Origin of the sequence: Helcobacillus massiliensis (genome assembly GCF_033106145.1) — a bacterium.
Taxonomy (GTDB): Bacteria; Actinomycetota; Actinomycetes; order Actinomycetales; family Dermabacteraceae; genus Helcobacillus; species Helcobacillus massiliensis.
The window spans coordinates 1,252,936-1,274,895 of the sequence record NZ_CP136959.1 but is presented as its reverse complement, the minus strand read 5'-3'; the positions used below and the strand labels follow the sequence as shown (position 1 = coordinate 1,274,895).

The 21,960-nt window shown below is 66.6% G+C and carries 16 protein-coding genes and 3 rRNA genes; 14 read left to right on the top strand and 5 right to left on the bottom strand.

The genetic code is table 11. The features are described from left to right. Window positions 1-162: 162 nt before the first annotated feature. From R3I40_RS05910 to rrf, 3 genes are all read left to right on the top strand, one after another. Window positions 163-1,688, top strand: a 16S ribosomal RNA gene (locus R3I40_RS05910). 381 nt (window positions 1,689-2,069) lie between these two features. After that, a 23S ribosomal RNA gene (locus R3I40_RS05905) occupies window positions 2,070-5,144 on the top strand. 200 nt (window positions 5,145-5,344) lie between these two features. Then, window positions 5,345-5,462, top strand: a 5S ribosomal RNA gene (gene rrf, locus R3I40_RS05900). Together the 16S, 23S and 5S rRNA genes form the textbook arrangement of a ribosomal RNA operon. Window positions 5,463-6,094: 632 nt before the next feature. On the opposite strand, the gene R3I40_RS05895 is transcribed toward rrf, so the two are convergent. Then, entirely contained in the window at window positions 6,095-6,700 is a 606-nt protein-coding gene (locus tag R3I40_RS05895) for a hypothetical protein (protein WP_317700136.1), read from the bottom strand. Between R3I40_RS05895 and R3I40_RS05890 the strand changes: the two genes are divergently transcribed. Genes R3I40_RS05890 through R3I40_RS05840 form a run of 11 tightly spaced genes read left to right on the top strand, consistent with a single transcriptional unit; the run spans window position 6,659 to window position 18,822 of the window. Further along, window positions 6,659-7,471, top strand: coding sequence for a hypothetical protein (locus tag R3I40_RS05890; RefSeq protein ID WP_246370657.1), 813 nt, complete (start codon window positions 6,659-6,661; stop codon window positions 7,469-7,471). The two genes, R3I40_RS05895 and R3I40_RS05890, sit on opposite strands and share 42 nt — an antisense overlap. Further along, window positions 7,455-8,573: an HAD-IIA family hydrolase gene (locus R3I40_RS05885; RefSeq protein WP_285262399.1), complete on the top strand. Its 1,119-nt coding sequence runs from the start codon at window positions 7,455-7,457 to the stop codon at window positions 8,571-8,573. The genes R3I40_RS05890 and R3I40_RS05885 overlap by 17 nt, the downstream gene beginning before the upstream one ends. Next, a complete protein-coding gene (locus R3I40_RS05880) occupies window positions 8,570-9,403 on the top strand; it encodes a TlyA family RNA methyltransferase (protein WP_285262398.1) in 834 nt (277 codons plus the stop codon). The genes R3I40_RS05885 and R3I40_RS05880 overlap by 4 nt, the downstream gene beginning before the upstream one ends. Then, on the top strand, window positions 9,400-10,359 hold the full coding sequence (locus tag R3I40_RS05875; RefSeq protein WP_246370655.1) for an NAD kinase: 960 nt from the start codon (window positions 9,400-9,402) through the stop codon (window positions 10,357-10,359). Before R3I40_RS05880 ends, R3I40_RS05875 begins: the two co-directional genes overlap by 4 nt. Then, on the top strand, window positions 10,359-12,143 hold the full coding sequence (gene recN / locus R3I40_RS05870) for a DNA repair protein RecN (protein ID WP_183374780.1): 1,785 nt from the start codon (window positions 10,359-10,361) through the stop codon (window positions 12,141-12,143). The genes R3I40_RS05875 and recN overlap by 1 nt, the downstream gene beginning before the upstream one ends. After that, a complete protein-coding gene (gene steA, locus R3I40_RS05865; RefSeq protein WP_317700134.1) occupies window positions 12,140-13,387 on the top strand; it encodes a putative cytokinetic ring protein SteA in 1,248 nt (415 codons plus the stop codon). Before recN ends, steA begins: the two co-directional genes overlap by 4 nt. Continuing rightward, window positions 13,380-14,552 carry a copper transporter gene (locus tag R3I40_RS05860; RefSeq protein ID WP_239374717.1) on the top strand — a complete coding sequence of 391 codons (1,173 nt, stop codon included), beginning with the start codon at window positions 13,380-13,382 and terminating at the stop codon, window positions 14,550-14,552. The genes steA and R3I40_RS05860 overlap by 8 nt, the downstream gene beginning before the upstream one ends. Beyond that, window positions 14,549-15,400, top strand: coding sequence for a hypothetical protein (locus tag R3I40_RS05855; RefSeq protein WP_285262396.1), 852 nt, complete (start codon window positions 14,549-14,551; stop codon window positions 15,398-15,400). The genes R3I40_RS05860 and R3I40_RS05855 overlap by 4 nt, the downstream gene beginning before the upstream one ends. Next, window positions 15,397-17,064 (top strand): murein biosynthesis integral membrane protein MurJ, encoded by a 1,668-nt coding sequence (gene murJ, locus R3I40_RS05850; protein ID WP_285262395.1) that lies wholly within the window; start codon window positions 15,397-15,399, stop codon window positions 17,062-17,064. The genes R3I40_RS05855 and murJ overlap by 4 nt, the downstream gene beginning before the upstream one ends. Next, window positions 17,061-18,179, top strand: coding sequence for a glycosyltransferase (locus tag R3I40_RS05845; protein WP_285262394.1), 1,119 nt, complete (start codon window positions 17,061-17,063; stop codon window positions 18,177-18,179). Before murJ ends, R3I40_RS05845 begins: the two co-directional genes overlap by 4 nt. A gap of 10 nt (window positions 18,180-18,189) precedes the next feature. Next, window positions 18,190-18,822: an NUDIX domain-containing protein gene (locus tag R3I40_RS05840; protein ID WP_239374708.1), complete on the top strand. Its 633-nt coding sequence runs from the start codon at window positions 18,190-18,192 to the stop codon at window positions 18,820-18,822. 43 nt (window positions 18,823-18,865) lie between these two features. Here R3I40_RS05840 and R3I40_RS05835 read toward each other — a convergent pair whose 3' ends face one another. The 4 genes from R3I40_RS05835 to R3I40_RS05820 form a co-directional block, all read right to left on the bottom strand. Continuing rightward, window positions 18,866-20,251, bottom strand: coding sequence for an HRDC domain-containing protein (locus tag R3I40_RS05835; RefSeq protein WP_183374766.1), 1,386 nt, complete (start codon window positions 20,249-20,251; stop codon window positions 18,866-18,868). Continuing rightward, window positions 20,241-20,828: a DUF3000 domain-containing protein gene (locus R3I40_RS05830; RefSeq protein WP_183374759.1), complete on the bottom strand. Its 588-nt coding sequence runs from the start codon at window positions 20,826-20,828 to the stop codon at window positions 20,241-20,243. The genes R3I40_RS05835 and R3I40_RS05830 overlap by 11 nt, the downstream gene beginning before the upstream one ends. A 94-nt stretch (window positions 20,829-20,922) precedes the next feature. Further along, the gene (gene msrB, locus R3I40_RS05825; protein WP_183374757.1) at window positions 20,923-21,354 is read right to left on the bottom strand and encodes a peptide-methionine (R)-S-oxide reductase MsrB; all 432 of its coding nucleotides are present in this window, start codon (window positions 21,352-21,354) and stop codon (window positions 20,923-20,925) included. 13 nt (window positions 21,355-21,367) lie between these two features. Beyond that, entirely contained in the window at window positions 21,368-21,910 is a 543-nt protein-coding gene (locus tag R3I40_RS05820; protein ID WP_183374755.1) for a hypothetical protein, read from the bottom strand. Between the last annotated feature and the right edge of the window lie 50 nt (window positions 21,911-21,960).

Sequence of the window (21,960 nt, the reverse complement as noted above, 5' to 3'; positions counted from 1 at the left end):
CGATCAGTTGTGCGCAAGTTGTTTGATATCTCAATAGTGTGTCTGTTTATTGATGCCAAAGTTTTTTGGCAGAGGATCAATTTTCTAGTTGATTTCTTCGGACAATTGAACGCAGATTTTTATCAGCGTCGGTTGTTTGTTTTCTGCCGGGTTTCAAATTTTTTTATGGAGAGTTTGATCCTGGCTCAGGACGAACGCTGGCGGCGTGCTTAACACATGCAAGTCGAACGATGAAGGCCCAGCTTGCTGGGTTGGATTAGTGGCGAACGGGTGAGTATCACGTGAGTAACCTGCCCTTCACTTCGGGATAACTTCGAGAAATCGGGGCTAATACCGGATGTTCTGTCTGCACCGCATGGTGTGGGTTGGAAAGATTTATCGGTGGAGGATGGGCTCGCGGCCTATCAGTTTGTTGGTGAGGTGATGGCTCACCAAGGCGATGACGGGTAGCCGGCCTGAGAGGGCGACCGGCCACACTGGGACTGAGACACGGCCCAGACTCCTACGGGAGGCAGCAGTGGGGAATATTGCACAATGGGCGGAAGCCTGATGCAGCGACGCCGCGTGGGGGATGACGGCCTTCGGGTTGTAAACCTCTTTCAGTAGGGAAGAAGCCTTTGGGTGACGGTACCTGCAGAAGAAGCGCCGGCTAACTACGTGCCAGCAGCCGCGGTAATACGTAGGGCGCAAGCGTTGTCCGGAATTATTGGGCGTAAAGAGCTTGTAGGTGGCTTGTCGCGTCTGCCGTGAAAACCCAATGCTTAACGTTGGGCGTGCGGTGGGTACGGGCAGGCTAGAGTGTGGTAGGGGAGACTGGAATTCCTGGTGTAGCGGTGAAATGCGCAGATATCAGGAGGAACACCGATGGCGAAGGCAGGTCTCTGGGCCATTACTGACACTGAGAAGCGAAAGCATGGGGAGCGAACAGGATTAGATACCCTGGTAGTCCATGCCGTAAACGTTGGGCACTAGGTGTGGGGAACATTCCACGTTTTCCGCGCCGTAGCTAACGCATTAAGTGCCCCGCCTGGGGAGTACGGCCGCAAGGCTAAAACTCAAAGGAATTGACGGGGGCCCGCACAAGCGGCGGAGCATGCGGATTAATTCGATGCAACGCGAAGAACCTTACCAAGGCTTGACATGCACTGGATCGCTGCAGAGATGTGGTTTTCTTTGGACTGGTGCACAGGTGGTGCATGGTTGTCGTCAGCTCGTGTCGTGAGATGTTGGGTTAAGTCCCGCAACGAGCGCAACCCTCGTTCCATGTTGCCAGCACTTCGGGTGGGGACTCATGGGAGACTGCCGGGGTCAACTCGGAGGAAGGTGGGGATGACGTCAAATCATCATGCCCCTTATGTCTTGGGCTTCACGCGTGCTACAATGGTCGGTACAATGGGTTGCGATACTGTGAGGTGGAGCGAATCCCAAAAAGCCGGTCTCAGTTCGGATTGGGGTCTGCAACTCGACCCCATGAAGTCGGAGTCGCTAGTAATCGCAGATCAGCAATGCTGCGGTGAATACGTTCCCGGGCCTTGTACACACCGCCCGTCAAGTCACGAAAGTCGGTAACACCCGAAGCCAGTGGCCTTACCCCTTGTGGGAGGGAGCTGTCGAAGGTGGGATCGGTGATTGGGACTAAGTCGTAACAAGGTAGCCGTACCGGAAGGTGCGGCTGGATCACCTCCTTTCTAAGGAGTATCTTTCGAGCGTTTTGGCACTGTCGTGACCGAGTGTGTTGCGGGTGCTGCTCGTTGGGTGGAACATCAATGAATCAACAGGCTGCTGCTGGTTGGGCTGGCTCTAGTACGTGTCTCTTCGGGGGTGCTGGAACGGGTCTGGGTTCGGCTGGTGGGGTTTGGTAGGCACACTATTGGGGTGTGAGGCGGCTTGTGTCGTTTCTTCCCTGCTGGGGTAGGAGCCATCCTGTGTGGGTGGTGGGGCCTTGGTGTGGGGGTGTTGTTTGTCAACTGCATAGTGGACGCGAGCATCTTGTAAGCAATTTACAGATTGTTGCGAAACGAAGCTTTGTTTTTGTTTTGTCTCTGTGTGTTCATTTTTATGTGTGTTTTGTTGAAGTTTTCAAGGGCGCACGGTGGATGCCTGGGCACAAGAAGCCGATGAAGGACGTGGGAGTCTGCGTTAAGCCCCGGGGAGGTGACAACCGACCTGTGAGCCGGGGATGTCCGAATGGGGAAACCTGCCAGGCGTTATGGTCTGGTACCTGCCGTTGAATGTATAGGCGGTATGGGGGGAACGCGGGGAAGTGAAACATCTCAGTACCCGTAGGAAGAGAAAACAATTGTGATTCCGTGAGTAGTGGCGAGCGAAAGCGGATGTGGCTAAACCTGGTTGGTGTGATACTCGGCAGAGGTTGCTGATCAGGGGTTGTGGGATGTGCATGGATTGGGCTGCCGCCTGGTCGTCGCTGTCAGTGTGTGGTAGGTGAATCCTTGTGAGTGGGGAACCGTAGTGGGTGTGAGTCCCGTAGCTGAAACTGCATGGCTGGGTGATGGTGCATTGTCCCGAGTAGGACCGGGCTCGTGAAATCCGGTGTGAATCTGCCAGGACCACCTGGTAAGCCTAAATACTTTCTTGTGACCGATAGCGGACAAGTACCGTGAGGGAAAGGTGAAAAGTACCCCGGGAGGGGAGTGAAATAGTACCTGAAACCGTGTGCTTACAATCCGTCGGAGCCTTTTTTGTGGGGTGACGGCGTGCCTTTTGAAGAATGAGCCTGCGAGTTAGTGGTCGGTAGCGAGGTTAACCTGTGTGGGGTAGCCGTAGCGAAAGCGAGTCTGAATAGGGCGCCTTTAGTTGCCGGCTCTAGACCCGAAGCGAAGTGATCTATCCATGGGCAGTGTGAAGCGCGGGTAAGACCGCGTGGAGGCGCGAACCCACTTCAGTTGAAAATGGAGGGGATGACCTGTGGATAGGGGTGAAAGGCCAATCAAACTTCGTGATAGCTGGTTCTCCCCGAAATGCATTTAGGTGCAGCGTTGCGTGTTTCGTCCTGGAGGTAGAGCACTGGATAGGCGATGGGCCCCACCGGGTTACTGACCTTAGCCAAACTCCGAATGCCGGTGACGTGAGAGCGCAGCAGTGAGACTGTGGGGGATAAGCTTCATAGTCGAGAGGGAAACAGCCCAGAACATCAGCTAAGGCCCCTAAGCGTGTGCTAAGTGGGAAAGGATGTGGAGTTGCTGAGACAACCAGGAGGTTGGCTTAGAAGCAGCCACCCTTGAAAGAGTGCGTAATAGCTCACTGGTCAAGTGATTCCGCGCCGATAATTCAGCGGGGCTTAAGTACACCGCCGAAGCTGTGTCACTCCACTGTGTGTGGGGTGGGTAGGGGAGCGTCGTGCATTGTGTGAAGCTGCGGGGGAACCTTGTGGTGGATGGTGTGCGAGTGAGAATGCAGGCATGAGTAGCGATTAGGCGGGTGAGAATCCCGTCCGCCGAATGATCAAGGGTTCCAGGGCCAGGTTTATCCGCCCTGGGTTAGTCGGGTCCTAAGGCGAGGCCGACAGGCGTAGTCGATGGATAACGGGTTGATATTCCCGTACCGGTTGTGTGAGGACCCATGCTGAAAGTCGTGATGCTAACCACCCGAGCGCTGCTCTTCACCTTCGGGTGTTGGTGTGGTGTGAGGCTGGGGTCCAATCGGTGAGTAGGTGAGCGTGTGGGATGACGCAGTGAGGTAGCTTCCGCGGGGCGATGGTTGTCCCCGTCTAAGCGTGCAGCCTGTGCCCGAGTAATGTTGGGCGCGTGTAGGTCAGACGTGATAGTGACCCTTTAGTGGGGAAGTTGGGTGATCCTGTACTGCCGAGAAAAGTCCCGGCGCCACGAGCGCAGCCGCCCGTACCCTAAACCGACTCAGGTGATCTGGTAGAGAATACCGAGGCGTTCGAGAGAATCGTGGTTAAGGAACTCGGCAAAATACCCCCGTAACTTTGGGAGAAGGGGGACCTGACCAGTGAGAGCTGGGAGGGTCGCAGAGACCAGGGAGAAGCGACTGTTTACTAAAAACACAGGTGAGTGCGAAGTCGTAAGACGCTGTATACTCACTGACGCCTGCCCGGTGCTGGAAGGTTAAGCGGACTGGTTAGCGCCTTCGGGTGCGAAGCTGGGAAGTTAAGCCCCAGTAAACGGCGGTGGTAACTATAACCATCCTAAGGTAGCGAAATTCCTTGTCGGGTAAGTTCCGACCTGCACGAATGGCGTAACGACTTCTCCACTGTCTCAACCGCGAACTCGGCGAAATTGCATTACGAGTAAAGATGCTCGTTACGCGCAGCAGGACGGAAAGACCCCGGGACCTTTACTATAGTTTGGTATTGGTGTTCGGAGCGGCTTGTGTAGGATAGGTGGGAGACTGGGAAGCTGGCACGCTAGTGTTGGTGGAGTCGTTGTTGAAATACCACTCTGGTCGTTTTGGATATCTAACCTCGAGCCATGATCTGGTTCAGGGACAGTGCCTGATGGGTAGTTTAACTGGGGCGGTTGCCTCCTAAAGAGTAACGGAGGCGCTCAAAGGTTCCCTCAGCCTGGTCGGTCATCAGGTGTTGAGTGTAAGTGCACAAGGGAGCTTGACTGCGAGACAGACATGTCGGGCAGGAGCGAAAGCTGGAACTAGTGACCCGGCACCTCATTGTGGAATGGGTGTCGCTCAACGGATAAAAGGTACCCCGGGGATAACAGGCTGATCTTGCCCAAGAGCTCATATCGACGGCATGGTTTGGCACCTCGATGTCGGCTCGTCGCATCCTGGGGCTGGAGTTGGTCCCAAGGGTTAGGCTGTTCGCCTATTAAAGCGGTACGCGAGCTGGGTTTAGAACGTCGTGAGACAGTTCGGTCCCTATCCGCTGCGCGCGTTGGATATTTGAGAAGGCCTGTCCCTAGTACGAGAGGACCGGGATGGACTGACCTCTGGTGTGCCAGTTGTTCTGCCAAGGGCATGGCTGGTTGGCTACGTTGGGAAGGGATAACCGCTGAAAGCATCTAAGCGGGAAGCCTGCTTCGAGATGAGATATCCGTGCACCTTTGGGTGTGTGAGACCCCCAAGAGATGATTGGGTTGATAGGCCAGATGTGGAAGCGCGGTAACGTGTGGAGCTGACTGGTACTAATTGGTCGATGACTTTATCAAAATACGCATAAAGCACTGGCTGTTGGTTGGTGTGTTTGCTTGTGTGTTCGCGTCCACTAGGCGGTTGATTGATCGCACCCCTTGTGGCTGCCGGCAGTGCCCTTTTTGTGGGTGGTGTTGGTGGTGGGGTTGTATTGTTTGTATAGTGTCTGATCCCTGCACCCGGTGGGTGTGGTGTGGAACGGTCCTTGTGTGGTTGTTCCGGTGGTCATAGCGTTGGGGAAACGCCCGGTTACCTTTCCGAACCCGGTAGCTAAGCCCAACTGCGCCGATGGTACTGCACTCGGGAGGGTGTGGGAGAGTAGGTCGCTGCCGGACTCTTTTCTTGTGTGGTGTGGGCTCCAGCCTTGTGGTTGGGGCCCACACGCATTTAATTGTTCTTCCGCGGCACAGGTTCATTGACGCTGCTTGTTGCTCGGCGTGTGAAGGACTGGCCCCGGCGGCCATCCGCTGCGACCGACCCGTTGCAGTCGCGTGCCCGTGCCGCAGATGGCGGATGTGCTGACATGCGCACCAGACCGCATAGGGGCCGTCCGGACAGGCGCACCGCAGTGCACCTCCATTCTGGGCTCTCACTGCGCTCGCATGAACGCCGTGACTTCTGCTAACTACTGCCGCGGGCCCGTAGGTGGACACGGTCAGGTGCCCTAGTCTTGATGTGTAACCCCATAGCGCCAGCGCCCTGAGGCAGGAGAACTGAATTGTCTGACTACGAGCACCGCTCCGACCGCGGCAAACGCCGTGACTGGTCCCACTCATCTCAGTCTCGCCGCGCGGGTGGCTACCCCCGCTCCAACGAGCAACGGCGCGATACCAGCCGGGGCGACCGCCGTCAGCGCCGCGACGAGCGCGGTGACGCACAGGGCCGCAGCCGCGACGAGCGCAGCCGCGGCGAATACGGCGATAATCGAGGGCGTCGAAGTGACGTCAACCATCGCCGCCGTGACGATTCACAGTCCACACCTTGGTGGGAAAAGCGGGACAACGGCAGCGGCGATGCCGCCGGCCAGTCCCGATCGCACCGACACAGCGCCGGCTCCCGTCGGGACGAGCGTCATTCTGCCCACCGAGGCCCGGGAGGTGACCGCCGGGGCGGCAGTCATCGCGGCGACTCCCGTCGAGATGACCGGCGCAGTGACCGCAACGAGTCGCGCCGCGACGGCCGAGGCGGCTACCGCAAGGATTCGCCTCGGGATGACCGAGGCGGCTACCGCAAGGATTCCCGCCGCGGCGAGCGAGGGGGACACCAGCAGGATCGTGGAGGGTTCCGCCAGCAGCGCCGCGACGACCGTGGGCATCGCGACGAACGGCGTGGGCCCCGCAGCGACCGCCGCGACTTCAGCAGCGCGCCTGTGGACCACCAGCAGGACCGTGACGACCGGATCCGTACAGGTCGGGAACCGTTCGTGCCCGCCGAGATCACCGGTCGCGAGCTTCCCAAGGAGATCCGCTCGGAGCTGAAGACCCTCACCAAGGACCAGGAGGAGCGCGTTAGCCGCCACCTCGTCCAAGGCATGCTCATCCAGGACACCGATCCCGAACTCAGTCTCGACCACTTCCGCTGGGCCACCCGATTCGGTGCACGCGCAGCGACCGTCCGCGAAATGTACGGCGTCCGGCTCTACGGGGCCGGAGAGTACCGCGCCGCAATCCGCGAACTGCGTGCCGCCATGCGCATGAACGGTCGCAACGACATGCTGCCGATCATCGCCGACTGCGAACGCGGGCTCGGCCGCCCCGAACGCGCCCTCGACGTCGCAGCGCTGCCGGAAGCGGAATCCCTGAGTGAATCTGAGACCATCGAACTGATGATCGTCGTCGCCGGTGCCTACGCCGACATGGGCGATATCGACCTTGCCCTTGCGTCCCTTGACATCCCAGCGCTGCGCCAGAAGGTGAACGGACAGTGGCAGGTGCGCCTCTGGGTGGCCTACTCCGACCTCCTGGAGAAGGCCGGACGCAGCGATGAAGCCTTCAAGTGGCTGACCCTCGCCGCCGACGCCGACACCAATGAGATCACCGACGCCGGGGAGCGCCTGGGCCGCCCCAGCAAGGTCCAGGCACCCGTCGTGCTCGAAACCGACGAACAGATCGGCGTCATGGACGTCCTCGACGACTTCCTCGCCGAAGAGCGCGAACGCGAACGAGAAGCAGCCGACGACGCTGCCCGCTCAGAAGACACTGCGGAAGCAGGCGCCGACGATGACGCCGAACCGGCAGAAGACAGCGAGATGTCCGACCCTCAGCCCAGCCCGGAGGGGGCCGGCACCGAGGACGCCGCCGATATCGAGACCGACGACGAGGACACCGATGCGCGCCAGGACTGAACTCAGCTTCCTCGACCGCTTCGACGCCCTCCTGCTCGACATGGACGGCACCCTCATGCACGGTCATCGCCCCATCGACCACGCGGTCGACAGCGTGGATGCCGCTCGCTCCCACGGGACGGCGATCGCATTCGCCACCAACAACGCCTCCCGGACTCCCGACATGGTGGTGGAGCACCTCACGGCGCTCGGCTTCAGCGCGCACGCGCATGAAGTGGTCAACTCACCCCACGTCGCAGTCGCCGTGCTCGAGCAGAGCGTCCCCGCACCCGCCCAGGTGCTCGTCGTCGGCGGCGACGGCATCACCCATGAACTCGACGCACGGGGATACGAACCCGTCCGCGAAGCCGATGACACGGTCGCGGCCGTGATCCAAGGATTCGCCCCCACCGTCGGGTGGCGCGACCTCGCTGAGGCGGCCTACGCCATCCGCGCCGGTGCCCTGTGGATCGCCACCAACGCGGACTCCACCCTCCCCACGGAACGCGGCCTCGCGCCCGGCAACGGATCCCTCGTCGCCGCGCTCACCCATGCCACCGGTCAGCAGCCGCAGATCGCCGGCAAACCCCAGCCCGCAATGTTCACCACCGCCGCACAGCAGGTGTCCTCGCATGCCCCGCTCGTCGTCGGCGACCGACTCGACACCGACATCGAAGGCGGCAACCGCGCCGACCTGCCCACCCTGCACGTCCTCACCGGCGTCTCCAGCTGGCAGGACGCCGCCTACGCCGAGCCGATCCAGCGCCCGACCTTCATCCGGCCCGACCTCTCCTTCCTCACCGGCCCCGCCGGCGACCCCAACGTGGAGGCCGGCGCGACCGGCGAAGACGAGGGCAGCGGGAGCACCGAGGGAGTGACACGTGAGGCCGGTGGGGGAGAAGGCAGCGGGAGCGTCCGGGCCGCACGCTGCGTGTACGGGCCAGTGACCGCGGAGCTCGCCGACGGCATCATCACCGTCAACGCCACCGACCAGGACTGGCACACCCACCAGGCCGTCATCAGCCTCATCCGCGCCACCCACCCCGACCGCGCCTTCGCCGGCGAGATCCGCCTGACGAACACCACCATCACCGCGGACAGCGAGGCCGCTCCGGCACGGTGAGCACCCGCATCGACACCGCGCTCCATCAGCGCGGCCTCGCATCCTCGCGCACCCACGCCCGCCGCATCGTGGAGGAAGGCAGGGCGCTCATCAACGGCGCCCGGGCCCGGCGCGCATCCGCTCCCGTCGGCCCTGACGACCGCCTCGACGTCACCGGAGCACCCGTCGGCGGCGAATACGCCTCCCGGGCCGCCCACAAGCTCGCCGGCGCCCTCACCGCCTTCCACCTCGACGACACGGCCGACGGGTCCCACGCTCTGGACCTCGGCGCCTCCACCGGCGGATTCACCGACGTCCTCCTGCGCGCCGGCGCCCGCACCGTCACCGCCGTCGACGTCGGCACCGGGCAGCTCATCGAGCGCCTCCGCGCCAACGAGCGTGTGCGCAGCCTCGAACAGACCGACGCCCGCACCCTCAGCGTCGACACCGTCGGTCACCGGCCCGACCTCATCGTCTCCGACGTCTCCTTCATCTCCCTCACCCAGATCATCCCCACGATCAGCCGCGTCGCCGCCGACGGCGCCGACATCGTCCTCATGGTCAAACCCCAATTCGAAGTGGGCCGGGGCAACCTCCCGAAATCCGGGGTCGTCACCGACCCCGCGCTCTGGCGCCGCGCCGTCACCGCTGTCGCCGAGGCCTGCGCCGAGCACGCACTGACCGTCGTCGGCGTGCAGGTGAGCACGCTGCCCGGCCAGGACGGCAACCGTGAGTTCTTCCTCCATGGGCGCAACACCCCACCCAATCCCGCCTGCTCCCACCACGTCTGTGGGATGATCGACGAAGCAGTCGAACGGGCCAGCGGACGCGGAGAAGGAAGGACCAGATGATGCGCCGATTCCTTCTCTATCTGCACACCGGGCGCTCCAGCGCGCTGCGCGGCCTCGCCCAGGTGATCCACGAAATGCGCAACCGCGGCGTGCGCACCGGCATCCTCGACCAGCAGCTCACCGAGATGCGCGAAGCCGACCCCGCGCTGCTGCCCGACGGCCTCCTCGAGGCCATCGACGGGCCGGACGTCGACATCGTCCACGACCTCGACCCCGCCATCGACGAACTCGTCATCGTCCTCGGCGGCGACGGCACCATCCTGCGCGCCCTCGAGATCGCCCGCGAGCACAGCGTCCCCGTACACGGAGTCAACCTCGGACACGTCGGCTTCCTCGCCGAATCCGAAGCGGCCGACCTCGCCACCACCGTTCACCGCCTGCTGGACGGGGACTACTCGATCGAGAAGCGCGGCACCCTCAACATCGAGGTGTACGACGCTGAGGACCGCATGGTGGCGGCCGAGTGGGCCCTCAACGAAGCCAGCCTGGAGAAGTCCGACCGGCAGAAGATGGTCCACGTCGTCATCGAGATCGACGGCCGCCCCGTCTCCACCTTCGGCTGCGACGGCGTCATCCTGTCCACCTCGACCGGCTCCACCGCATACGGCTTCAGCGCCGGCGGACCCGTCGTCTGGCCGGAGGTCGACGCATTCCTCGTCGTCCCACTGGCCGCCCACGCTCTCTTCGCGCGCCCCCTCGTCCTGGGACGCTCCAGCGAAGCGGCCATCGAGATCACCGCCGACAATACGTGCAGCGCCGTCCTCACCATGGACGGCCGACGCGTCCTCGACGTTCACGCCGGCATGCGCATCGAATCGGTGCTCTCACCCAACTCCATCCAGTTCGCGCGACTGACCCACACCCCCTTCGCCGACCGCCTCGTGGAGAAGTTCGAACTGCCCGTCGACGGCTGGCGCGGTCGCGGGCACGATGACCCCGCCGCGCAGGAGCGCTGATGCTGACCTCCCTCGCCATCCGCCACATCGGCGTGATCGACGACGCCGTCCTCGACTTCGGGCCCGGATTCACCGCCATCACCGGCGAAACCGGCGCCGGAAAGACCATGGTCGTCACCGGACTGTCCCTCCTGCTCGGCACCCGCCTCGACAAGCGCCGAGCCGGGGTGTCCAGCACCGTCGAGGGCCGCCTCCGCGTCGACGGATCCCCGCTGCTCCAGCACCGCCTCGACGACCTCGGCGCCGAAGCCGAAGACGGCGAAGTGCTCGTCGTCCGCCGCGTCACCAAGGACGGACGCTCCCGCGCCCATGTCGGCGGGGTCCCCATCCCCGTCTCCACCCTCGCCGAACTCGTCGGCGAGAACATCACGATCCACGGTCAGAGCGACCAGATCCGCCTGAAGAGCCCCGACCTGCAGCGCGACGCGCTCGACTCCACCATCGGCCCCGAATTCGACGACCTCCTCGCCGAGCATCGCGCCACCTTCCGGTCCCGCCGCGACAACGCCGCCGAACTGGAGCGCATCCGCGCCCTCCTCGCCGACCGCGAGCAGCGCGAGCAGGAACTCACCAGCATCCTCACCACCCTCGAAGAGGTGGACCCGCAGCCGGGGGAGGACGACGCTCTGCGCGAGGAGATCACCCGCCTCAGCGACGCCGCCGACGCCGCCGACGCGTTCGACACCACCCTCATGCACCTCGTCGGCGACGAAACCGGCAGCGCCCTCACCCGCCTCGACGAGGCCATCGCCGCCATCACCGCGCTCGACTCCGACTCCACCCCCGGCCTCGCACCCCTTGTGGATCGGCTCGTCTCCGCCCGCGAAGAGCTCAGCGACACCGCCGCCGACCTCTCATCCCTGCAGGACGACTCCCACGCCTCCCCGGGCCGCATGGAGGAAGCACAGCAGCGTCTCCACACCCTCAGCGTCCTCGTCCGCGACCTCGGGCCGCGGCTGGACGGCGCCGCCACCGTCACCGAACTGCTGGACAACTCCGCCGGCGCCGTCAGCGCCCTCCACGACCTCGAAAGCGCCGCCGACACCAGCGAACAGCTCACCGCCCGCATCGTCGAACAGGACGAGGAGCTCGACGATCTCGCCGCCCAGCTGAGCCAGCGGCGCCGCACCGCCGCCGAACGCCTCGCCGATCGCATCGAGACCGAACTCGCCACACTCGAGATGCCCGGCGCGAAGATCCGAGTCGACATCGCACCCGCACCCGCCCGTGAGCACGGCCGCGACCTCGTCACGTTCCTCATGCAGCCCCACCGCAACGCCGAGTTCATGCCGCTGGCGACCGGTGCCTCCGGAGGTGAGCTTTCCCGCGTCATGCTCGCACTCGAAGTGTCGCTCGTCGCCGACCGCACCGACCGCAACCAGGAGATCGGCCACCCCGTCTTCATCTTCGACGAGATCGACGCCGGCATCGGCGGCAAAGCGGCCCGCGCCGTCGGCGAGCGCCTCGCTCACCTCGCCGGTGAAGCCCAGGTCATCGTGGTGACGCACCTGCCGCAGGTCGCCTCCTACGCCGGAACCCACCTCACCATCGTGAAGGAGACCCGCGGCGAGGAGACCTCCTCCCGAGTCGACCTGCTGGACAGCGACGGGCGCGTCCACGAACTCGCGCGCATGCTCGCCGGCGACGCCTCCTCGGAAGCCGCCCTCACCCACGCTGAGGAACTGCTCGCCGAATCCGCCGCCGCAGCACAGACCGCCGCATCCCGGTACGCCGCCGCTCCGGGCCGGAAGAAGAAACGGACCCAGGCGGGGGAGAAGCGATGAGCACCGTGCACACGCCCGCCGTCACCACCGGCATCGCCCGCATCGGACGCCGCACCAAGGACCTCACCAAACGGCTGGTCCCCGGCGACATCGCGGTCATCGACCACGAGGACATCGACCGCGTCGCCGCGGAAGCACTCGTGGAGAAGAAACCGGCCGCGGTGATCAACGCCGCGCAGTCCATCTCCGGGCGCTACCCCAACATGGGCCCCCAGATCCTGGTGGACGCCGGCATCATCGTCATCGACATCGAACACAACACCCTGCTGGAGACGATCGGCGAAGGCCACGAACTCACCCTGGACGGTGCCGATGTGCGCCTCGCCACCGGGGACGTCCTCCAGGGCAAGCGCTACACCCCGTCCATCGTCGCCGAGGACCTGCGCCGCGCCCGCGAGGGCCTCTCCGAACAGCTGGTGAAGTTCGCGGAGAACACCATGGAATACATGGTGCAGGAGCGCGATCTGCTCATCAACGGGGTCGGCACACCGGATGTGCGCACGGTCTTCCAGGACCGGGCCGTGCTCATCGTGGTGCGCGGCTACCACTACAAGGAGGACCTCACGGTCCTGCAGCCGTTCATCCGCGATAACCGTCCCATCATCGTCGGAGTCGACGGCGGTGCCGACGCCGTCCTCGATGCCGGCTATCGGCCTGACATGATCATCGGAGACATGGACTCCGTGTCCGATCGCGCGCTGCGCTGCGGAGCCGAACTCGTCGTCCACGCCTACCGCGACGGCCGCGCCCCCGGGATGGAGCGCCTCGCCGAACTCGGCCTCGACGACGACGCCGTGACCTTCCCGGCCTCCGGTACCAGTGAGGACATCGCCATGCTGCTGGCCGACGACCGAGGCGCCGACGTCATCGTCGCAGTCGGCACCCACGGCACCCTCGAGGAGTTCCTCGACAAGGGCCGCGCCGGCATGTCCTCCACGTTCCTCACCCGGCTGCGCGTCGGCTCCAAACTGGTGGACGCCAAAGGCGTGTCCCGCCTGTACCGTCAGCGCATCTCCACCCTTCAGCTGTTCGCCCTCGTGGCGGCGGGCCTCGTGGCGATCATCGCCGCCCTGTCCGTCACCGCCGGCGGGCAGACCCTCATCCAGCTGCTCGGCGCTCGGCTCGACGATTTCCTGTCGTGGTTCACCGGACTGTTCACGCTGCAGAGCGTTCCGGCGAGCGCAGCCGCCCTTCTGCTGCCGCCCCGGCTGACCCGACCCTTCCGGGAAGAGACCCATGATTGATTTCCGCTACCACCTCGTGTCCCTCGTCGCCGTCTTCCTGGCGCTCGCCCTCGGCATCGTGCTCGGCGCGGGGCCCCTGCGGCAGAGCCTCGGCGAACAGCTCACCAACCAGGTGGAGCAGCTGCGCCGCGACAAGGACGAGCTGCGCGCTCAGAACACGGAGCTGACGGACGGCGCCAAGCGCCTCACCAGCTACATCGACGCCTCCGGCAAAGAGCTGCTCGCCGGCGCCCTGCCCGATGGCGCCCCCATCACCATCATCTCCGACGGCGAATCCGTCGCCACCGCCGCTGACCAGGTGAGCGAACGCGTCACCCAGGCCGGCGGCACCACCGGCAACCGGATCAGCCTGAACCCGTCCCTGTGGGACCCGGCCGCGGAGGCCAAGCGCACTGACACCCTCACCGCCCTCACCAGCCGCTGGCCGGAGCTCGCCGCACAGACCTCGACCAGCGGCGAAGGCCTCATGCATGCGCTGATGGTCGCGATCTCCCCGCAGTCGCCCCTCAGCGACGCCGACCGCACTGAGGTGGTCAAGCGCCTCGCGGCCGATGGTTTCATCACCAGTGACGGCGGCTCAGTGGTCGCCCCTGCCGGGCTCGTGTACGTCGCAGCCGCCCCCGACACGTTCACCAACCCGGACGACAGCGCCGCCCAGGATGCCGAGCGCACCAGCCGAGTCGAAGCGGTGCAGATGCGGTTCGTGACCGACATGCGCGAGGCGAAGGCTCCGATCGTGGTCGCGGGGCAGTCGCCGACGCTGCACGAATCCGTCGGCCTGGTCCGCACCATCCGCCGCACCACCGACCTGCAGTCCGTGTCGACGGTCGATGCCGTCACCTCACCAGAGGGTCCGGTCGTGATCGTGCTCGCCCTGGCCGAATCGGTGCGCGGCGGCAGCTCAGGTCACTACGGCGCCGCCCCCGACGCACAGTCCCCGATGCCGGCGCTGCCCAGCTCCCCAGCCGGCGGCGGCCAGTCCGGCGCAGACGCCCCGGACGCTTCTCAGCCGACGGAACCCGCGCAGCCCGCCGACGCGGACACCGACACCACCAGCGGCAGCGGTGCGTCCCCCGATTCGGGTGGGCAGAAGAACCAGCGCCGCACCAGCACTCCCACCCCTTCCGCGCCGCAGGGCGCCAGTGACTCCGGAGGAGACCGATGACCGCCGCTTTCGCCGCCGCCAACACCACCACCGCCGCGCAGGCAGCCTTCGACTCCGGCATCGCCGCGCTCCCGTCGGAGCTCGCGGGCGACGTCAGCCGGGCTCTGCAGCGCACCAACTACCGCGGCTCCACCGTCAGCCTCGCCGAAGGCATCGGCGTCATCGCCGGGATCGTCGGCGGAGCGTCCGGGGCCCTGCCGATGCGGGAGCGCGCCGCACTCGCCGCCATCGGCGCTCTCGGCCTCATCGACGACCTTGCCGAACCCTTCCTGCAGGACCACGGGACCACCGCCTCCAAGGGGCTGCGAGGTCACCTCGGTGCGCTGCGCCGCGGACGCCTCACCACGGGCGCTGCGAAGGCGCTCGCCATCCCCGCCGCCGCCGCCGTCATCTCGCTGCACCAGCCGAAGGCACTGGACCGAGCCATCGACACGGTCCTCATCGCCGGCAGCGCCAACCTCATCAACCTGTTCGACCTGCGGCCCGGCCGCGCCCTCAAAGCCACAGCAGCACTCTCCGCCGTTCCCGGTCTCGGGGTTCTCTCCCGTCTGCGCGACGGCGACCTGGACGAATCGGCGCGGGACCTGCTGCTGGGAATCCTCGGCGTCATCGCGTCCGCCGCCCCCGCCGATCTCGATGAGGTCGGGATGCTCGGCGACAGCGGAGCCAACATCCTCGGCGCCGCCGTCGGCACTGCCGCGTCGCGCGCCCTGCCGCGCTCCGCCCGCGCCGCGCTCGCCGCCGCCCTCGTGGGACTGACGCTCGCCAGTGAGACCGTGTCGTTCTCCCGCATCATCGACTCGGTCCCCGCGCTGCGCGCCATCGACCGTCTGGGACGCGCCGAATGACGGTGAATGCACCGAACGGGTCCCGAACGCGGGCCCTGATCCGCGCCGCCGGCATGATCGCCGTGGTGACGATCCTCGCCCGCATCGCCGGATTCATCCGCTACCTGGTGTTCGGCGCCAGCGTCGGCGCCGGCGACGTCGGCACCGCCTACTCCTCCGCGAACCTCGTCCCCAACGTCCTGTTCGAGGCTGCCGCCGGCGGCGCCCTCGCCGGCATGGTGATCCCGCTGATCGCGGGGGTGGAGATCACCGCGAGCCGACGAGCCGACCGCATCATCTCCGCGCTCCTGACCTGGACGCTGATCATCACCGCGGTGCTCGCCGGTCTCGTCATCGCGTTCGCGCACCCGATCTCCGAGTTCGTGTTCGCGCAGGGAAGCTCCTCCCTCTCCACCGCCGGGGTGGACCTGGGCGCACGCTTACTGCGGGTCTTCGCCCTGCAGCTGCCGCTGTACGGCATCACGATCGTGCTCGGAGCGTTCCTGCAGGCCCGCAAGCGCTTCTTCTGGCCCGCGTTCGTCCCTCTCGTGTCCTCGCTGATGGTGATGGCGACCTACGCGGCGTACGCGGCGTCGGTACCGCCCGCCGTGTCGGTGGCGACGCTGCCGCCGGGCGGCGAGTTCTGGCTGGGCTGGGGCACCACCCTCGGCGTGGCCGCGATGGCGCTGCCGCTGATCATCCCGTCGCTGAAGGCAGGCCTGCGCTACCGACCCACCCTCACCCTGCCGCGCGGCGTCACCCGCCACGCCCTCGGGCTCGCCGCCGCCGGGATGACCGCGGTGCTCGCGCAGCAGGCCGTCACCGCCCTCGTGCTGATCCTCGCGGTCCGCGCCGGCGGCTCCGGCACCCTACCCCTGTTCCAGTACGGTCAGGCCGTCTACCTCCTGCCGTACGCCATCCTGCTGGTGCCGATCATGACCACCGTGTTCCCCACCCTGTCCGAGTCGAGGCTCGCCGGCGACAAGGCGGAACTGTCGCGGCTGGCTCTCGGGTCGATGCTGTCGATCACTGCACTGGCGGGCGTCGGCGGCGCCGCGCTGTGGGGCGCATCCGTCGGTCTGGAGCGCTTCTTCACCGCGATCGACCGGACGGGAGTGGTCGGTGTCGGCGCCGTGACCGCCGCGTTCGCGATCGGACTGATCCCGTTCGGGGTCGTCATGCACTCCATCCGGGTGCTCAACGCGGCCCTGAAATCGCGCGAAGCACTGATGGTGGGGGCGGTGCCGTGGCTGTGCGCGGGACTGCTGATCACCTTCACCGTCCTCACCTCGAGCACCCGCACCGCGTCCGAGGCGGCCGTGCTGTTCGCGTTCTCGATCGCGATCGGGCAGATCGTCGGTGCGGTCAGCGCGATCACCGTGCTGCGTGAGCACACGCTCGCGCCCGAGGACGGGGCGGCGATGATGCGCGGAACCGCGACGGCGGCCATGGCGTCGATCGTGGCGTCCGTCGGCGGCTACTTCGGCGGGCGGGCCGCGGAACCGATGATGACGGGGGCCGCCAGCGCCGCGCTGCTCGGCGCCGTGATCGGCGTCGCCGCCGGAGCGGCCTGCCTGGGGCTGATCGCCGTGCTCGACCCCGCTCGTGCCCGCGCCGTCATCGGCATCGCCGGTTCTCTGCTGCCGGGCCGCCGAGCAGAGCGCACCGCCGACGAATCAGCATGATCATCATTCGTCCCCGCGCCGCCGGCGGCATCCTCAGCCACATCCGCGATGAGCACCGGATGCTCACCGCAGCCGGCCACCCCACCCTGGACGCCGGCCCTACCGACGATGCGATTCCCGCGAGCGCCATCCACCATCACGGCATGCCGATCGGTGCCCGCCCGCACCCGCTGCGGGACCTCCGCGCCGTGCTCGCCCTGCGGACCCTGCTGGGCCGCAGCCCCAGCGTCGCGGTGCACGCCCACGGGGTGCGGGCCGGGGCACTGGCCGTTCTGGCCCGTCGAGGCTGTGCGCCTGAACGCCGCGGTCGACTCATCGTCACCCTGCACAACGCCCTCCCCACTCGAGGTGTCAGCGCCGCAGTGGGGGCGGTGCTGCTGCGGATCACCGCTCGCGGGGCCGACGGCATCCTCGCCGTCTCCCCGGACCTCGCGGATGCCGCACGAGCCGCCGGTGCGGAGCAGGTGGAGCGCGCTGTCATCCCCGCGCAGCGACCCGGCGCCACCGACGCGCCGCGCGACTCCGAGGAGCTGGCCTCGGCACGGCGCGATGGCCGCGACCCGAACCCATCACGCGGAACCGATACCGACTCGGAGCCCCTGCGTCTGCTGATGCCGGCGCGGCTCGCCCCGCAGAAGGACATCCCCACCGCCCTCGCGGCCATGGCCCTGCTGAAGGAGCGCGGCATGGGGCCGGTGCGGCTCGACATCGCGGGGGAGGGGCCGCTGCGCCACCATCTCGAGCAGCTCATCGCCGGCTCCGGGGAGGAAGCGCACCTGCTCGGCCACCGCACCGACCTCCCGGCCCTCATGGCCGACGCAGACGTGATCGTGCAGAGCTCCGCCTGGGAAGGACAGCCCGTCGCGATCCAGGAAGCACTGCACCGCGGGTGCGCCGTGATCGCCACCGACGCCGGCGGCACCCGCTGGGTGACGGAGGACGCTGCCCTGCTCGTGCCACCGGCGGACCCGTCGGCCCTCGCCGACGCGATCGTGCAGATGAGCGATGCCGCAGTGCGCGCTGACTTCCGCCTGCGGGCCCTCCGCCGATCCCACAGCCTGCCCGGCGATGCGGACCTGCTGGAGCAGATCACCCGGCTGCTGCAGCTCGACTGAAGGAGAACTGATGCTCACCGACCGCTTCGGCGCTCGCCCCACCGTCCAGTCCCGAGCCGTCCATTCCGGCATGATCTGGACGGTCCGGCGTGACACCGTCGACTTCGCCGACGGGGTCCGCTTCGACCGCGAATACATCGACCATCCCGGTGCGGTCGCCGTCCTCGCGTTCACCGACGACGCCCGCGCCGTCATCATCCGGCAGTACCGCCACCCGGCCGGTGGGTGCTTCGCGGAGATCCCCGCGGGACTGCTCGACAAGGACGGCGAGGCACTCGGGGACGCGGCCCTGCGCGAACTGGCGGAGGAGACCGGGTACGAGGCGACGCGGATCCATCACCTCCTCGACGTCTTCCCGTCGGCGGGCAGCTCCAGTGAGATGATCCGGATCTTCGTCGCTCTCGACGCCCATCCCGCCGCCTCCGTGGAATTCGACCGGACGGATGAGGAAGCGGAGATCGAGGTGGAGCTCGTGCCGCTGGGGGAGCTGGTCGACGCCGTCCTCGGCGGTGAGGTCACCAATGCGGCGCTGGGCAGCGCAGTGCTCGCCGTCTGGGCGCATCTGAACCGGCAGGGTCTGGGCGAGGCGGATGTTGCTCAGCTGGACCTGCCCGACGCCGACCGACCGCTGCCGGGCGCCTGACCCCAGCGCGCATGTCCCACCCGAGCGCAGTGACCGGTGCGGGTCAGCGGCGGGGGAGTGCCGCCTGAAGCAGCGGCGCCACCTGCTGAGCCTGCCACGGCCGCGCACCGACGGCCTCGAGCTCGCGGCGCACAGCGGCCGTATCATCGGACGCCGTCTCGTGGTTCCACACCCACTGACGCACCTGCCCGGGGGAGATCAGGTTCTCCACCGGCATGCGGATCTCCTCAGCGTGCCGAAGCAGGCGCTCGCGCACAGTCCGGTACCGCTCCTGCACCTCCGGGTGCTTCCGCGCCCACGACTTGTGGTGCGGGTGCGGGCCCTTCTCGTTCGTCTCCGGCAGATGCCCGACCCCCAGGGCGCGGGCGGCGCGGGCCGCCTGCCACCAGGCCTCGCCCTGCTTCATCCCCTTCGGCATGGCCGCCAGGAAATCCGCCTTCGTCCGCATCGACGCCTTCACCATCGCCATCAGGTGCTTGTCGCGCACCACCATGAACGGAGCGATGTCCGCGGTCCGCGCCATCTCATCGCGCTTCGTCCACAGGGCACGGGCGATCGCGAGCTGCTTGCGGGACCGCAGTGAACTGACCCCGCTGAGGGACCGCCACGGCTCATCGGGAACCTCCGGGTGGGAGAACCGCATCTCGTGGTGGAACTCCTGCAGGGCCCATTCCCACTTCCCGTCGTGGCGCAGACGCTCCGTCAGCGCGTCCCGCAGCGGCAACAGGTACTCCACATCGAGAGCGGCATAGGCCAGCCAGGAGGTCGGCAGGGGGCGCTTCGACCAGTTCGAGGCGGAGTGCTCCTTCGCCAGGCGCACACCTATGAACTCCTCCACTACGGCACCGAGGCCGACGCGCTCCAGACCGAGGAGCCGACCGGCGACCTCCGTATCGAACAGCCCCGCGGGCTCCATTCCGTCCATCGCCAAGGACGGCAGGTCCTGCCGGGCGGCATGCAGCACCCAGGTGCGGGAGTTCATCAGCTCCACGAAGCTGCGCGGCAACCGCATCGCCAGCGGATCCACCAGCACGGTGCCTGCGGATTCGCTGCGCACCTGGATCAGGTACGCCTTCGCGCTGTACCGGTAGGAGGAGGCGCGCTCCACATCGACCGCGAGGTCCTCCTCGGCCGCCACGCGGTCGCACCACGCCAGGAGCTGCTGGATCGTGGTGGTGAGCTCAGGAGTGCCGCCGGCTGGTTCGCGCACCAGCGGCGCCGCCGGCGCCGGGGCTGCCGCGTCACCGGCACGGCCGGTGCGAGCAGCATCCGCGGACCCGGTATCGGCAGGGGAGCCGGAGGACGCCGGGGCATCGTCGGCGGCGGCTGAGGAGAAGGGCCGCCCGGACCGAGCGCGGGACTGGGAGCGGGCGCGGCTGCGGGAGCGCGTCCGGGTGCGTGAGGAGGAGCGGGGAGATTCAGAGGTCATCGGCTCGAAGAGGGGGTCGGGCGGACGCGAGGTCGACCGGACGCGGCGGGAGGCCGCCGGCCGCTGCAAGGATCTGCGTCCAGGAGGCGAAATGGGGCTCGAGGTGGTGCTCGTCCGGTGTCCACGAGGCACGGATCTCCACATCCACCGAGGTTGGGCGGGCAGCCAGCGCGCCGTAGCTCTGCGACACCACCCGGGTGATGGTGCAGCCGAGCTCATGAGCGGACGCGCCCATCGATTCCAGCGACTCCGTCACCCAGGACCAGGCGACGTCACCGAGCATCGACTCCACAGCGAACTCAGGCTCCAGCCGGGCCTGCATCAGCGTCACCACGCGCAGGTCGCCCTGCCATGAGTCGTTCCCGGCAGGGTCGTACAGCACGATGAACTTTCCGCTGGCGACCTCCTCATCGTCATCGCCGATGAGCTCAGCGGACGCCGCCCACGTGAACGGGGCGAGGCGGGAGGGAGCGGGGATCTCGTTCCACTCGACCTCCCGGCGCACGCGGACTCTCGAGAGAGCATCGGTCAGGGCCTGGAACGCCGCACGATGCTGAGGGAACTGATGGACTGCCACGCGAACACCCTAACGGCGCGCTGTTCCCGGATCGCGGCGGCGCGCCGCACGCGCCGACCGGATATGGGGCCGGTCGCGACGATCGCCGGTGTTCTCAGGCGGCGTCGTCGGAATGGACCAGGCAGATCGAATTGATGCAGAAGCGCTCATCCGTGGGGGTGGGGAAGCCCTCTCCCCGGAACACATGCCCGAGGTGGCTGCCGCAGGCCCGGCACCGCACCTCGGTGCGGCGCATCCCCAACGAATCGTCATCGAGCAGCTCCACCGCGTCGGAATCCGTCGGCGCGTAGAACGCCGGCCAGCCGCAGTGCGCGTTGAACTGGGTCTCAGCGGTGAAGAGCTCCGCGCCGCAGCCTCGGCACGCATACGTCCCCGACGGACGGACCTCCTCATATTCGCCGGTGAAGGGCCGCTCCGTGCCGCCCTCGCGCAGAACATGGAACTCCTCAGGGCTGAGACGCTGACGCCACTGCTCGCCGCTGAGCGCCAGGGGATAGTCGCCGTCGCCGATCCGGTGCGTGCTCATGGGTGGACTCCTTTCACTGCGGGCGCGCCGGTGCTGCACCCGCCGGGGTGGGGTAGAGGTGCAGGAACGTCGCCTCCACGGCGTCCTCCACTGTATGCGCCCACTCGTCGGCGAACTCATGGTCGCGCACGATCGGCTGCGTGAACGCCACGATCGTCATCGACGAGCACTCCGAGACGTCCGCGGAGCAGGCCGACAGGGGACGGTCCGTCACACAGCCGTCCACCACATCGCAGCCCGCCGCGGTGAACGCCCGCGTCAGTGACGACAGGATCTCCTCGGGCTCCGCCTGCTCGCGGCCGTGCTCAGCACCCCGCAGGAGGGCCATCTCCTGCGGGAAGCGGTCGGCGAAATCGGAGAGGCCCAGCACGTCGACGGTGTCCAGCACCAGGTTCCGGGTGCGGGAGGAGTGCACTCGCAGACGAGCCGACGGGCGGCCGCCGTCCCGCGGGTCGATCCCGAGGAACGTCAGGGCATTGAGCGCATCGATGGAGTCGATGGTGCAGTCGGCGACCACCACGAGATCGGGGCCGCACTGCTCGGCGAGGGTGCACATGTCACCGATCGTAGACCCGGCCCCTGCACCATCTGCGCCCAGGCCCGTCC

Bases quoted from the DNA above. Each gene is read 5' to 3' on its own strand.
- R3I40_RS05845 (WP_285262394.1), top strand. From the start codon at position 17,061: ATGATCATCATTCGTCCCCGCGCCGCCGGCGGCATCCTCAGCCACATC.
- steA (WP_317700134.1), top strand. From the start codon at position 12,140: ATGAGCACCGTGCACACGCCCGCCGTCACCACCGGCATCGCCCGCATC.
- msrB (WP_183374757.1), bottom strand. From the start codon at position 21,354: ATGAGCACGCACCGGATCGGCGACGGCGACTATCCCCTGGCGCTCAGC.
- R3I40_RS05840 (WP_239374708.1), top strand. From the start codon at position 18,190: ATGCTCACCGACCGCTTCGGCGCTCGCCCCACCGTCCAGTCCCGAGCC.
- recN (WP_183374780.1), top strand. From the start codon at position 10,359: ATGCTGACCTCCCTCGCCATCCGCCACATCGGCGTGATCGACGACGCC.
- R3I40_RS05885 (WP_285262399.1), top strand. From the start codon at position 7,455: ATGCGCGCCAGGACTGAACTCAGCTTCCTCGACCGCTTCGACGCCCTC.
- R3I40_RS05860 (WP_239374717.1), top strand. From the start codon at position 13,380: ATGATTGATTTCCGCTACCACCTCGTGTCCCTCGTCGCCGTCTTCCTG.
- R3I40_RS05875 (WP_246370655.1), top strand. From the start codon at position 9,400: ATGATGCGCCGATTCCTTCTCTATCTGCACACCGGGCGCTCCAGCGCG.
- R3I40_RS05855 (WP_285262396.1), top strand. From the start codon at position 14,549: ATGACCGCCGCTTTCGCCGCCGCCAACACCACCACCGCCGCGCAGGCA.
- murJ (WP_285262395.1), top strand. From the start codon at position 15,397: ATGACGGTGAATGCACCGAACGGGTCCCGAACGCGGGCCCTGATCCGC.
- R3I40_RS05835 (WP_183374766.1), bottom strand. From the start codon at position 20,251: ATGACCTCTGAATCTCCCCGCTCCTCCTCACGCACCCGGACGCGCTCC.
- R3I40_RS05820 (WP_183374755.1), bottom strand. From the start codon at position 21,910: ATGTGCACCCTCGCCGAGCAGTGCGGCCCCGATCTCGTGGTGGTCGCC.
- R3I40_RS05890 (WP_246370657.1), top strand. From the start codon at position 6,659: ATGCTCATCCAGGACACCGATCCCGAACTCAGTCTCGACCACTTCCGC.